This window comes from Shouchella sp. JSM 1781072, from assembly GCF_041949915.1.
GTDB lineage: Bacteria > Bacillota > Bacilli > Bacillales > Bacillaceae_D > Shouchella.
The window spans coordinates 362,236-376,149 of sequence record NZ_JBHFQE010000003.1 but is presented as its reverse complement, the minus strand read 5'-3'; the positions used below and the strand labels follow the sequence as shown (position 1 = coordinate 376,149).

Annotated in this window: 13 protein-coding genes; 12 read left to right on the top strand and 1 reads right to left on the bottom strand. The window is 46.3% G+C overall.

All coding sequences use genetic code 11. The features are described from left to right. Positions 1–41: 41 nt before the first annotated feature. A complete protein-coding gene (locus ACE1TH_RS15830; protein WP_375079490.1) occupies positions 42–3,068 on the top strand; it encodes a peptidoglycan-binding protein in 3,027 nt (1,008 codons plus the stop codon). A gap of 515 nt (positions 3,069–3,583) precedes the next feature. Here the strand turns inward: ACE1TH_RS15830 and ACE1TH_RS15825 are convergent. Further along, positions 3,584–3,805 (bottom strand): helix-turn-helix domain-containing protein, encoded by a 222-nt coding sequence (locus ACE1TH_RS15825; protein WP_375079489.1) that lies wholly within the window; start codon positions 3,803–3,805, stop codon positions 3,584–3,586. A gap of 112 nt (positions 3,806–3,917) precedes the next feature. On the opposite strand from ACE1TH_RS15825, the gene ACE1TH_RS15820 reads away from it, so the two are divergent. From ACE1TH_RS15820 to ACE1TH_RS15770, 11 genes are all read left to right on the top strand, one after another. Further along, a complete protein-coding gene (locus ACE1TH_RS15820; protein ID WP_375079488.1) occupies positions 3,918–4,079 on the top strand; it encodes a hypothetical protein in 162 nt (53 codons plus the stop codon). Between the two features lie 274 nt (positions 4,080–4,353). Then, positions 4,354–4,485: a hypothetical protein gene (locus ACE1TH_RS15815; RefSeq protein WP_375079487.1), complete on the top strand. Its 132-nt coding sequence runs from the start codon at positions 4,354–4,356 to the stop codon at positions 4,483–4,485. After that, the gene (locus ACE1TH_RS15810; protein ID WP_375079486.1) at positions 4,486–5,799 is read left to right on the top strand and encodes a four-carbon acid sugar kinase family protein; all 1,314 of its coding nucleotides are present in this window, start codon (positions 4,486–4,488) and stop codon (positions 5,797–5,799) included. It abuts the gene before it with no gap. Beyond that, complete coding sequence (locus tag ACE1TH_RS15805) at positions 5,789–6,424, top strand: GntR family transcriptional regulator (protein ID WP_375079485.1); 636 nt, start codon at positions 5,789–5,791, stop codon at positions 6,422–6,424. Before ACE1TH_RS15810 ends, ACE1TH_RS15805 begins: the two co-directional genes overlap by 11 nt. A gap of 15 nt (positions 6,425–6,439) precedes the next feature. Continuing rightward, positions 6,440–7,498: a zinc-dependent alcohol dehydrogenase gene (locus ACE1TH_RS15800; protein ID WP_375079484.1), complete on the top strand. Its 1,059-nt coding sequence runs from the start codon at positions 6,440–6,442 to the stop codon at positions 7,496–7,498. After that, complete coding sequence (locus tag ACE1TH_RS15795) at positions 7,470–8,450, top strand: TRAP transporter substrate-binding protein (RefSeq protein ID WP_375079483.1); 981 nt, start codon at positions 7,470–7,472, stop codon at positions 8,448–8,450. The genes ACE1TH_RS15800 and ACE1TH_RS15795 overlap by 29 nt, the downstream gene beginning before the upstream one ends. Before the next feature lie 18 nt (positions 8,451–8,468). Then, positions 8,469–8,963, top strand: coding sequence for a TRAP transporter small permease (locus ACE1TH_RS15790; RefSeq protein WP_375079482.1), 495 nt, complete (start codon positions 8,469–8,471; stop codon positions 8,961–8,963). After that, complete coding sequence (locus ACE1TH_RS15785) at positions 8,964–10,238, top strand: TRAP transporter large permease (RefSeq protein ID WP_099304163.1); 1,275 nt, start codon at positions 8,964–8,966, stop codon at positions 10,236–10,238. Between the two features lie 14 nt (positions 10,239–10,252). After that, positions 10,253–10,912 (top strand): class II aldolase/adducin family protein, encoded by a 660-nt coding sequence (locus tag ACE1TH_RS15780; protein ID WP_099304161.1) that lies wholly within the window; start codon positions 10,253–10,255, stop codon positions 10,910–10,912. A gap of 1 nt (position 10,913) precedes the next feature. Beyond that, complete coding sequence (locus ACE1TH_RS15775; protein ID WP_375079481.1) at positions 10,914–12,158, top strand: ribulose-bisphosphate carboxylase large subunit family protein; 1,245 nt, start codon at positions 10,914–10,916, stop codon at positions 12,156–12,158. Between the two features lie 392 nt (positions 12,159–12,550). Continuing rightward, complete coding sequence (locus ACE1TH_RS15770; protein ID WP_375079480.1) at positions 12,551–13,669, top strand: flagellin N-terminal helical domain-containing protein; 1,119 nt, start codon at positions 12,551–12,553, stop codon at positions 13,667–13,669. Positions 13,670–13,914 lie beyond the last annotated feature (245 nt).

Here is a 13,914-nt window from a genome sequence, read left to right as displayed (position 1 = left end):
AAAAATAATAGTAATAAAGAATTATAGTTAAGTAGGTATAATTGGAGGGGTTTACCATTAATGCTATAAAATTAGGCTTATTTACTTCTGCAACGTTTATGATGATTTCTTCAAGCGCGGTTGTACAAGCTAAAACAGAAATAGAGATTTATGCTCATCTTATCGGTCTTTCACATGAATATAGTGGGGATGAGGTTATTGAATTGCGAAAACTGTTAGAAAGTATAGATGTAAAAACAGGAGAATTAAAGCACACTTTTGACAACAACCTTGAATTTAAAATAAAAGAATTTCAAGAAAGTCATGATCTTAATGTGTCAGGTGTTGTTGATGAAGATACTATACAGACCATAATTATTTTATTAGACGCGGTTAATAGTAAGGCGATTGAAACTGTTGAGCAAAATGAACTAGACGTGGACGCTGACTATGTAGATAAAGATTTTGAAGAATATCAAGGTTCCGTGATAGAGGATCATCTATTAGAAGTTGAAACTAATGAGAGTGATACGCAAGAAAAACATTCCAATACGGAGTCGATAGAAGAACTTAATGAAGATTCTGAGGAATTTGAAAAAGTAGACGAAATAAAAACTATTACTAAGAATGATTACCAAGAGTTTAATTCTAAAACTGTTACCAGTGCATCTGCGGCTGAAAAAGTGACAATCAATCAACGAGAATTAATTTTACGTAACGGTGTTTACCATCAGCGAGTTGTTACGTTAAAAAAGAATTTAGCCGTTCTTGGGTTTCTTGTTCAAGGTAGTTATACAGATCACTATGGACCGCTTACGGCAGAACAGGTACGAGCATTTCAACGTAGTAGAGGCCTAGCGGTGACTGGTGAGGTAACCTTTAATCTTGAAAAACAAATTGAAGAGTTGGCGACCGGGCCCCTTAGAGTAGGAATGTATCGAGAGGATGTCGTTAGTTTTAAAAAAAAACTCGCAGTTACTGGCTTTTTCGTTTCTGCCAACCCGAATACTTATTTTGGACCAGACACAGAAAAACAGTTAAAAGCGTTTCAAACAAAGTACGGGCTGAATCCAGATGGAATTGCTGGACCTATAACATTAGATAAATTGAATCAGGTTAGTAGTGGGACACTGATGGAAGGGATGACTGATGAACGAGTCGTTTCACTAAAGTGGGGACTTGCGACAATGGGCTTTCCTGTTTCAGGATCTGGAAATGCTCATTATGGTCCATTAACAGCTGAGCAAGTTAGGGCTTTTCAAAATAGTGTTGGCTTACCGGCGACAGGCATAGCTGATCCCAAAACAATTGAACAATTAGATCAGTTAGCAAATGGTAATCTACAGACGGGTATGTATCGCAAGGATGTAATTAATTTAAAGTTAATGCTTGCAGAAGCAGGTTATTTTGTATCCAAAAACCCTAATATTTATTTCGGTCCACAAACATCTGAGAAACTTAGAGCCTTTCAAAAAGCTTACGGCTTAATAGCAAATGGAATGTTTGACGGAGCTACAGAAGAAAAACTTAAAGAAGTTTCCAGTCAGGCTTTAAAAGATGGTACCTATAATGAACGAGTTATAAAGCTAAAGGAACATCTTTATATCTTAGGGTATCCTGTTCCGGGAAGTTTCACTAATCATTATGGCCCATTGACGGCCAATCAGGTCCGTGCATTTCAAGTAAATTACGGCCTAAGCCCTACGGGTATTGCTGATGTTAATACGTTACTAAAGATCGCTGAATTAGCAGAAGGTCCATTGCGGTTTGGAATGAATAGAAGTGACGCTATTCAACTAAAACTAGATTTAGCAAAAGTGGGATTTGAAGTCTCTATCAACCCTAATGAATATTTTGGTGCTGCAACTGAGCAGTCAGTACGATCTTTTCAAAAAGCCTACGGGCTTCCTATTACTGGTATTGCAAATCAACAAACATTAGATCGCCTAGCTCAGGAGATCTCAAGGCAAACGACGGTTTATGAATTTTCGATGAAAGAGCGTTTTGGGCATGGGGTTGGAATGACTCAATGGGGTGCTTATGGAATGGCTTTAAATGGGCACAATTACTCTCAAATTCTTAACCATTATTACACGAATGTATCAGTTGGTTTCGATCAACAGTATGTGAATCAATTAATACGAGTAGCATTAGGCGTTCAAATTAATACAACGACCATTTCTTCCTCAACACGGTACTCAATATTTGATATTAATGGAAAGACTATCGCATCTAATATAACAGGAACAACTACAATTCAATATGGAGCGGGGGGGAGTGGAGCTTTTGTAATTACAAACGGAAATCAAACATTTGAGTCGAGAGATGAACTATCTATTCGTACCGATGCTACTGGAACCGTTCAGTATAAGGGGAATTACTACCTTGGCGAAATGCGTCTTTTGAAATCATACGTCTCCACTGGAAATACTACTGTTAAAAGCAATTATGTAATGGACGTAGTGAACGTTGTAGATATAAACGATTATTTAAACGGAGTAGTTCCCTATGAAATGGTTCCTAGCTGGAATCAAATTGAGGCTTTTAAAGCACAAGCAATTGCATCGAGAACATATGCCTTATACCGTCTTCGTCAGACAGGGAATTTTGATGTTTATGATGACACACGATCACAAGTGTACCATGGAGTCCCACAAGGTGATCGTAATAATGGCTTAATGCGAAGGTCCATTTCTGAAACAAATGGTATCGTCATTAAATATAATAATCGCTTAATTGATGCTATTTATTCTGCTTCTGCGAGCGGTCATTCTGTTGATGCGAGCTATATGTGGGGGAATGATGTAGCCTACTTAAGGGGTGTATCAGATCCTTATGATGTTTCTCGGTTTAATAATGTATCGACAATTTATGAAATTAATCTAACGGATTTATCGAAGTTGGGTGGGTTCTCATCGATGAATTTAGGTGAAGTACTAAATTTAGAGTTTACAAATCAGTTTGAGCGTTTAATTAATGTAAATGTTACGTTTGAGAGGGGTTCTAGTAGTTTTACCGCTGATGAATTTAGACAAATTGTAGGGACTAACTATTTACCATCTAATATTATGTCTATTCGTACTAAATAATACAAAAAAGCAGGCACTAATAAACCTGCTTTTTATGAAACTAATTCACATTGAAGGATTAATTGGTAAACTGAATCTTTCTCACCGACAGATTTACATGTCCCCGGTGTGAGGAGAGAAGGGATTTGAAATTGAAATACTAAGTAATCCTAAATCTGTTAAAGTACAAAATTAAAACTAGAATTATTAATTGTAATGCCATACCTATTCTTGCTAACTGCTTTAACTCATCATTAACATGAATATCTTTTTCTCCAAAATTATCCTCAATGTATAGATGGGCTTTGGTAATTTTAAAAGATCAGAGAAGCCCATATTTTTAGCTGGAGTATGCAAACGATAACCTGCTGATTTTGATTAGCAGGTTTTTGTCAATCTCTACTTCATAATTGCTTAGAATAACTCTATCAAAAATTAATTGTTGGTGAATTGCTTTGCAGACAAATTTATCGTTTTCTATGCTTTTACATAGAAAATTTCTTTCCCTGGTTCTGACTCAATTAAATATGTACTCGCTATTTTCTTTCCCTTAATTCACTTCTACCAGCTAGATAATCTAAAGACACCCCATAGAAATCAGCTAGAATTAGCAAACCTTCAAAATCTGGGTAACGATCGCCTGATTCGTAGAATCGATATGCTCTTGGAGAAATACCAAGTGCGTCAGCAATTTCTTTCTGTGGTGTTTTATGCTCTTTTCTTAATTCTTTAACGCGAACTGAAAATAAATTGCTCATAAGAAAATCCTTTCATTCTTTATTGACAGGAACTTAAATTACCTATATATTGTAAATAGGTTCTTAAAGTACCTTTAAACGAAGTAATTAATCCTAAGATTGGAGGGTGACAATGTCGAACATCTATTCAAGGTTGCTTCTTGCTGAAGTGCGCATGGAATTACTGTTAGTTGCTCATATGCTCGAAGGGAACGACATGAAAGAATTGCTAGAGCACATCATGAAGACAGTCAATAAAATAGACGAAATGGATAAAGATCTTGTGAAATGCTAACGTCCTATTATTTAAACAAAACAGCAATAAGTGAGATGATTATGGGAGTATAGAATTTTTAAACAGAATATTTATAATTTTAAATTATATTTGTTTCGAAAGTTAAAAACGTTAGAAATCTTAGTTAAGTATAGCATCTCATTCGTCTTGTTTGAACATCTAGTTCATTATGTAAGCGTTTAACTAAAAGGGAGGTGGTTGTATCTCTTACTATGTTCGACTTTGTTTAGCAGAAATACGCTACGAACTTCTATCGCTTGGTTATGATTTGAAAATGGATGACGGTCTTGAAGATGCGGATTACCGCAGACAATTATTCAATGTGGTTGAAAAAGTGGAAGAGCTTGAGCGATCGTTTCGGCAAGTGAGATCTAATGGAGATCTGGATGAGATCGGAGGGGACTAAATGAGCGAGTTGTTGCTTGGGTTTTATGGCGATGATTTTACAGGTTCAACGGATGCGATGGAAGCGATGGCGCTACATGGACTGAGGACGTTGTTGTTTATTGAACCGCCACGGCAGGAGGATTTAAGAGATTACGAGCATCTTCAATGTGTTGGCATTGCAGGGACAAGCCGATCGATGGCGCCAGTGGCGATGAATGAAGAAGTGAGCAAGGCGTTTCGAGCCTTGGATGAGCTAGAACCTTTGCTTGTCCAGTATAAAACCTGTTCGACAGTCGATTCATCGAAAGAGCGAGGCAATCTTGGTGTCGCGATTGAAGCAGGACGAGCGTTGTTTTCCAATCAGCGCATCCCGTTTGTGGCAGCTTGCCCGCAGTTAGGACGCTATACCGTGTTCGGGCATCATTTTGCGAAGCAAGGGGATGAGGTGTATCGCTTGGATCGACATCCGACCATGTCTGTGCATCCATCGACGCCGATGCAAGAGAGCGATTTGTGTGAGGTGTTACGAGAGCAAAGTGAGGAAGACGTGATGCTTGTGAACGTGCTTGAACTGGAAGAGAGAACATTCGATGAAGGCACGCATGTAGCCGTGTTTGATACGCTCACGTTCGATGACCAAAAACAAGTTGCCAAACGGGTATTGGAACAAGCCTTTGAGCATGAGGGCAGTACGTTTGTTGTTGGTTCATCCGGCTTGAACTATGGCTGTGCGTCGTACTGGCAGGAGAAAGGCTGGCATCGCTCGGTTGTGCCTAGTGGAAGTCGGTTAACGAACGTCACGCAAATCGCGGCGGTGTCTGGTAGTGCGTCGCCATTAACGAAGAAACAGATTGAATATGCGGAAGCGAATGGGTTTTGTTGTCTACGCGTAACGTGGACGGAACGAGAAGACGTGTTGCGTGAGGCTCATATAGCGTTAAGAGCGGGCAAAAGTGTGTTGCTTTATACAGCAAAAGGAAGCGATGATCCTGCGATTGTGGCAATGAAACACGCGTTAAAAGAAGACGGCCTGAGGGATACAGCACAAGCACTCGGGCTGTTGCTCGGTGACTTATTGAAAGCGCTCGTTGAAACCCATCGTTTACAGCGCGTTGCCGTAGGAGGTGGCGATACATCAGGCTTTGTCGTTCGCACTCTTGGGATTCATGCTCTCGAAGTGGAACAGCCGTTATCTCCTGGCGCCCCGCTTTGCTTGGGCTATAAAAAAGACTCCAATGATGCAACGCTGGAAATTGCGTTAAAAGGCGGACAGCTTGGACGAGATTCCTTTTTTCTTGATGTGCTGCAAGGGCGATGTGTTGATGACGCCTGAGAAACCGTTGCTACGAGATGTGGCGTATCAAGAAATTAAAGCGCGAATTCTTAAAGGGGAGCTGTATCCGACGCAAGTGTTATCAGAGCGGTTTTTCATCGAGCTATTAGCGATGAGCAAAACGCCGATTAAGTCCGCATTGGCAAAGTTGGAATCCGAAGGATTTGTGACCGTTACATCCAATCAAGGCGTAACGATCCGTGATTTAACGGTCGAGCGAATTGTGCATATCTATGATTTACGTGTCGCGCTTGAATCGTATGTCGTCGAACGAATTAGCGGGAAGTTGTTGCGCGAGCATGTGGCAAAACTAGAAGCGAATCTATTTGAGTCACAACACGCAATCGAAGAGGGCGATGGGGAAGCTTTTACGGAAATTGATCACACGTTCCATCTTTTATTGTGTGAATGTTTTGGTAATAAAGAGATCTATCACATGCTGTTGCTTTATAATGCCCATCTTCAGCGAATCACGCTCAAACATTTACAGCAAGACATGACGAGAATGGCCCATTTTCACAAGGAGCATGTGAACGTATTGGATGCGCTTATATGTGGGGATGGGCAGGCACGAAGGCTGATGGTGGCCCATTTAGAAGGCGCGAAGCGTCAGTTGTTTCTATAGAAAGGTGGAGAGTGAATGAAAGCTGTGATGGTAAAGGCACCATACGATGTGGTGATTGAAGAGATGGACAAGCAGGCGTTGAAACGAGAGGAAGTGCGCGTCCGGGTTCACGTAGCGGGGATTTGTGGGTCGGATGTGCATACGTACAAAGGGTTGCATCCGTTTCGTGTGCCCCCTGTGGTGATGGGGCATGAAGCAAGTGGCGTCGTCGTGGAATGTGGTGGGGATGTGGACGCGGTTGACGTTGGCGAGCGGGTGACGGTGTTGCCGCAAAAAGGCTGTGGCGTGTGTGCTGACTGTGCGCGGGGACGATCCAATCTATGTGCGAAGCGAGAAGCGCCAGGCGTCGGTGAGTGGATGGGCTTGATGGTGGAAGAGATGATTGTGCCTGCCTGCTGTGTGTACAAGCTTCGTGATGGGATCAGCGATGAGGCTGGGGTGTTAGCCGAACCTCTTGCGGTGGCGGTGCATGCGGTGAAGAAAGCGAATCTTGGAATCGCAGGACGTGTGGCGATATTAGGAGCAGGTCCGATTGGCTTGCTGACGCTGGCGGTTGCACGGTATGTCGGGGTGGCGCATGTCACGATCACCGATGTGCAAGCCGAGGCGTTAGTGCGGGCGCAGGTGCTCGGCGCGAATCAGGTGATTCAGCTTGGTGTGGACGAAGCGGCATTGGCGCAGGAGCGGGGTTTGTGTGATGCGGTCTTTATCGCGGCAGGCGCGCCAGGTGTGGTGAAGCAAAGTATGGATTTGCTGAAAAAAGGCGGACGAGCTGTGGCAGTAGCGATGTTTCCGGGGGGGCAGCCGCTGGATGTCGTGGCGCTCCAGCAAGGGGAGCGAGAGCTGGTTGGCTCGATGACGTATACGCCTGAGGATATGGACGTGGCGCTGACGATGCTGGCGCAAGGGGTCGTGCCAGTGGAAGCACTTGTGAGTCATGTGCTGCCATATACGGAGGCGCGGGAGGCGTTTGCGCTTGTGCACGAAAAGCGGGACGGGGCGATGAAAGTGTTGCTGTCGTTTCGAGATGAAGGAGGGAATGACGATGAAACAAGCAGGTTGGGTAATCGCTAGTATGCTCGTGCTATCTGCGTGTGGCGGCGGAAGCGCGAGTGGTGGTGATGTGACCCTGAGTCTTGGGCATATTGCCAATGAGAAAGATGCGTGGCATAAAGGGGCGATTCGGTTTGCGGAGCTCGTGGAGGAGAAAACGGATGGGAGCGTGACGGTGGACTTGTTTCCGAGTTCGCAACTAGGGAGCGACCGAGACTTGATTGAAGGGATGCAGCTCGGCACGGTGGATTTTGCGCTTGTTGCCGGGGTGTTGTCCAATTTTCACGAACCGTTTTCGATATTGGAACTGCCGTATTTGTTCGAGGATGAAGCCCACTTGGAAAACGTCTTGTATGGCGAGGTGGGGGATGGCTTAAAGGAAGAGTTGTTGGCAGAAACGGATGTCCGCGGACTGGAATTTTGGATGCGGGGTCCGCGGCAGTTAACGGCACATAAAGCGGTCGAGTCACCTGAGGCATTGTCGGGTTTGAAGATTCGGGTGCCGGAAATTCCAGCGTCGATCTCGGCTTGGGAAGAGATGGGCGCGGCGCCGACGGCAATGGCGTTTGGGGAAGTGTACTCTTCTTTGCAAACTGGGGTGATTGACGGGCAGGAGAATCCGCTGGCGCTGATTGAAAGCAATACGCTTCAGGAAGTGCAGGATTATTTGATGCTAACGAACCATGTGTATGGCTATGTGATGTTAACGATGAGCGAGGCGACGTACGAGAAGCTATCGCCTGAACAGCAGGAGGCGGTTGAAGCGGCGGCGCAGGAAGCAACGGAGTATGAAAATGCGCTGGTGGCGGAGATGGAAGTGGAGCTCTTGGCGACGTTGGAAGAAGCGGGGATGACCGTGATTGAGCCAGATACGGAGCCGTTTAATGAGCTGGCGACTGGGGTGCACGGGACGTATGCGGAGCGGTACGGGCAAGACCTGTATGATGCGATTGTGGCGGCGGCTGATGAGTAAAGAGGAGGCGAAATGGGGATGCGAGCAGTGATTGAGGCGATTGATCAGGTGAACACGGTCATTCGCTGGGTGATCGCGGGGATGCTGGCGCTGTTGGCGGTGCTGGTGATCGTGCAAATTGCGAGCCGGTTTGTACTGCCGTTTTCGATTCATTGGACGGACGAGGTGGCGCGCTACGCGATGATTTATGTGACGTTTCTGGGCGCGGCGCTTGCCTTGCGTCATGCCCGCTTAATTGCGATTGAGCTATTGCCAGAGAGCTTGCCGTTTCGTGCGCGGACGGTGCTGAAACTGACGACGCTGGTGCTGTCGATGGGGTTTTTCCTCGTCTTGATTGTGCAAGGCTGGGCGATGGTCGTGTCGGTTTCAGGGCAAACATCAGCGGCGGCGCAGTTTTCCATGGGCATTCCATATGCGGCAATTCCAATCGGGGCGATGCTGTTGTTCATGAATAGTGTGGCGCTCATTCTAGAACTGGTGTTGGCGCTTCGAGCAGGGGAGGAGGCGAGCTAAATGGCGGTTGTGTTAATGGTTGGGTTGCTGTTGTTTTTTGCGATGGGTGTGCCGATTGCGATTGCTCTTGGCTTGTCGTCTGCGATTGCGTTGCTGTGGGATGGAAACTTATCCTTAATTATTTTGGTGCAGCGGTTCTTTACTTCGATTGACTCCTTTCCGCTCCTGGCGATTCCGCTGTTTATTTTAGCCGGGACGATTATGGAAGTAGGCGGCTTGTCGCAGCGTCTCGTCAACTTTGCCAACGCGATTACAGGGCACTTGCCTGGTGGCTTAGGGTTGGTCATGGTGGTGACGTCGTTGTTTTTCTCGGCTATCTCTGGCTCAGGGGCGGCGACTGCGGCGGCGGTTGGGAGTATCTTGATTCCGTCGATGATTGCCCGAGGCTATCATAAGCGGTTTGCGGCGGCGTTACAGTCGGCATCAGGGGAGCTTGGGATTATTTTACCGCCGAGCATCCCGATTATCTTGTACGGGGTGACAACGGGAACGTCGATCGGCGCACTGTTTTTAGCAGGGGTCATTCCGGGACTGCTGATCGCGGCAGGGCTAATGATTGCGGTGTACGGGATTGCGAAGAAGCGTGGCTATAAGCGGGAAAAGCGAGCAACGGCAAAAGAATTCTGGACCGCGTTTCGTGAAGCAGGGTTGGCGCTGGTGATGCCTGTGATTATCTTAGGCGGGATTTACCTTGGCTTCTTTACGGCAACGGAAGCGGCAGGGGTCGCGGTCTTGTACGCTTTTATCGTTGGCTTCTTTATTTACCGCGAGATCAAGTGGCAAAAGATTCAAGACTTGCTGGCGTCGTCCGCGATTACGACTTCGGTAATTTTATTTATTATTTCCAGCGCAGGGTTGTTTGCATGGATCATTACGCGAGAAGGGATTCCGCAACAAATTGCCGGCATGTTTATGGAGATTTCCGACAACCCGATTGTGTTTTTAATGATTGTGAACGTGTTCCTGATTGCGGTGGGGATGTTTATGGAAGCGAATGCGTTGATCATTATTTTGGCGCCGTTGTTAACGCCTGTGGCGATGGAGCTTGGGGTTGATCCGGTTCAGTTTGGCTTAATTATGATTATTAACTTGGCGATTGGCTTATGTACACCGCCAGTAGGGGTGAATCTATTTATCTCGGCACAAATCGCAGGCATACGAATTGATGAGATTACCCTTGGGATGATTCCGTTTTATGTGGTGTTGTTAACAAGCTTAGTGTTGGTAACCTATTTTCCATTTTTCACAACGTGGTTGCCGAGTCTATTACTGTAAAGGAGTGTTGATCCGTGAATCAAGCGCTTAAGGAGATGGGCAAAGCCTTAGCGAAAGCCCGCTATGTGTATGCGTCTGCTGGCAATGTGAGCATGCGTCATGAAGGAGAAACGATGTTGATTACGGCGAGCGGCAGTGATTTGGCGAGTCTTCAGCTCGATGATGTAGGGATTTGTTCGTTTGACGGAACGTGGCGCGGGAGGCGAAAGCCGTCAAAAGAGTGGCGGATGCACGGGGTGTGCTATCAAACGTGGGCAGACGTCGGTGCGGTCATTCATGCGACACCGTTTTATGCGACGTGGCTCGGGTGTATGAACGAGCAAGAGGACTTGTCTGGTCTGTTTGTAGAAGCGATGTATTATTTACGGCGGATCGAGCGGGTGCCGTATCTTGACCCAGGGTCGGAAGAACTGGCGGAAGCGGTTGGAGAAGCGATCAGACGAGGGACTATTCTCTTGCTTGAAAACCACGGTGTGTTAATTGCGGAAACGAGCTTAAAAGAAGCGTGGGCCGCACTTGAAGCACTGGAAATGGCGGCGAAAATGGTCGTGCTGGCACAAGTGTCAGGTGCAACGATGAATCAAGTGGATGACGCGAGGCAGGCGCAATTTTTGCGGTCGGAACGCTACAAGCCTGCTCATCCGCTTCACCAACAGATGGAAGGAGGACGCTAATGTGGAACGGGTGTATGCAACGTATCTTGTGGAAACGCCGTATTCCCTTGACTATGCCGCCGCGGCCATGGCAGGGGAACAATCAACCGGGACGTTTACCGCTGTGCCTGGGGAAACGCGGGCGGTGAAAGAACAGCATCAGGCGCATGTGATCAGTATCGAGTCGTTGGAAACGATGGAAACGCCGTCGCTTGAAACGTCGGTAAGAGGCGAGCGCTACCAACGGGGGCGGGTGACGTTATCGTTCCCGTTTCATAATATCGGCGCGTCGATTCCTCAACTTCTGGCAACGGTAGCGGGAAATTTGTACGAACTCCGGGAGCTGACTGGCTTGCGCCTAGAGAAGCTGGTGCTATCGCCTTCGTTTTATGAGGCGTATCAAGGCCCGCAGTTTAGCGTTGCGGGAACAAGAGCGGCGGCAGGTGTGGTAAGTGGACCGATTAGTGGCACGATTATCAAACCGAGCGTGGGCTTGCGGGAGGACGGCTTGCGAACGGTGGTGCGGGAATTGGCAGAAGCGGAAATCGACTTTATTAAAGATGATGAGCTAACGGCGAATCCGCCATACTTGCCTCTCAAGGAGCGGGTGCGGATTGTGATGGACGAGCTGAACCGAGTGGCGGAGGTGACAGGGAAGCGACCGCTATATGCGTGCAACATTACCGGAGATGTGGACGAGATGGAAGCGAGCTACGAGGCAGTGGTGCGTGGAGGTGGGAACGGCGTAATGGTGAGCGTGAACAGCGTCGGGTTCGCAGGTCTCGCGAAACTGCGCTCATACGCGACACTGCCGATTCACGGGCACCGCAATCAATGGGGGATGCTGACGCGCCATCCGTTGCTTGGCATGAGCTTCGACGTCTATCAAACGTTGGTGCGCCTAGCTGGTGCGGATCAGCTGCATTGCAACGGAATCGACAGCAAATTTTACGAAGCGAATGAGTCGGTGGCGCGCTCGATTGCGGCATGCTTGCAGGAAGAAGATGGGCCACGTCCGCTCATGCCGGTGCTGTCGTCGGGGCAGTGGGCAGGCAGTGCGGTGAAGACGTATCAACTGGCGAAGACGACGGACGTGATGCATCTGGCCGGGGGCGGGATTCTGGCGCACCCGAGCGGGACGAAGGCCGGGGTGCGGAGCATGCGGCAAGGCTGGGAGGCGGCGGTGAAGGGCGTGGTGCTGACTGAGTACGGGGAGGCGCACGGAGAGTTGCGGGAGGCGATCGAGGCGTTTGGGGGGAGGAGGTAGAATTTTTTATAATAATTTTTGAAAAAACTATAAACATATTAAAAAACCATTCGATAAATAGTATAGGGACTCACACATCAGGATGATGGATTGGATCAAGAAGGTCTGATCGGGACCATGGAATACGATTGGAACGAGTCTTATGCTGACCAGAAGAGAAGCAGACGGCATTTTAATCGGAGACGATCGTCGGATGACGGTAACGGAGATTGAAAGAGCACAGGTGAAGAGCTTAGAGACGCACCTTAGGATGTCTCGGTTCATCGTCTAGCGCTCGTATTGGAAGGCGACAAAACGGAATAACGGTTCATTCCTCGCAATGGCGGGTTTGAAAATATAACTATCGTGCACATGGATTCGTGGCGATAAAACAATGACAAGGAGTGTCAATTATGATTATCAACAATAATATGAGCGCGATGAACGCTCACCGTCAACTTGGGGCAAACCAAGGTATGGCAGCAAAAGCACAAGAGAAACTATCTTCAGGTCTTCGCATCAACCGTGCAGGGGATGACGCAGCAGGTCTAGCAATCTCTGAAAAGATGCGCGCGCAAGTTCGTGGATTGGATCAAGCAAGCCGTAACGCGCAAGATGGGATTTCACTTATTCAAACTGCTGAAGGTGGATTGAACGAATCTCAAAATATCCTTCAACGTATGCGTGAATTGGCTGTTCAATCTGCTAATGGTACAAATCAAGATACAGACAGAGATGCAATTCAGAAAGAAATTACTAATCTTACTGAAGAATTGGATCGTATCGCTGATACAACTAAATTTAATGACAAAACACTTTTAGACGGTAAAGTTGGAAGTAAAGTCAATAGCGATGTTGATGTGTCAACTACTTTAGCGGCTGCGGGTGTTGATACTGTAGTATCAAATGGTGCGAAAGCTGGTACCTACACAATTACTCATGATACTACAGATAATACTTTCACTATTACTGATGATGCAGATCCAACAAAAACTCAAACTATCAACAATCCTGGTACAGGAAAGCAATCTTTGAATTTCAATCAGATTGGCGTTGAAGTTAAAACAGATAGTGCATTTACAGATGGAACGGCTCTGGATGATACTAAAGTAAATGTTGCTGGTGGTGGCACACTCGACTTCCAAGTTGGTGCAAACCAAGGTCCTGATCAAAAAATTAGTTTATCGATTAGTGATATGAGTACAGGAGCAAATGGTCTTAATATTGCTAATATTAGTGTTGCTAATCAAGATGACGCTGAAACAGCAATTACTAGTATTCAAGATGCTCTGGATAAAGTATCTACTGAGCGTTCGAACCTAGGAGCAGTTCAGAACCGTTTAGAGCACTCAATCTCTAACCTTAACAACTCTTCTGAGAATCTCCAAGCCGCTGAGTCCCGTATCCGTGACGTAGACATGGCGAAAGAAATTATGGAGTTTACGAAGCAAAACATTCTTGCTCAAGCATCTCAATCCATGCTTGCTCAAGCAAACCAAGCACCACAACAAGTTCTTCAGTTACTAGGATAATACCCATAAGACCCCTTCTAACGAAGGGGTCTTTTTACTGTGCTTCGTGTAAATATGGTGCGAAAATGTGGGTGTTGGTAGTTTATATCATTGTATGAATAGGCTGTTAGCTATTTAGTACATACGAATAAATTTCATAACAAGTAGTATCATTTTCGCGAATGATAACAGAAATATTTTTTGACACATTCGTCTTTTACGAAATACTCTCTAGTTATGACATTCATTCATCCGCTTGAATATAA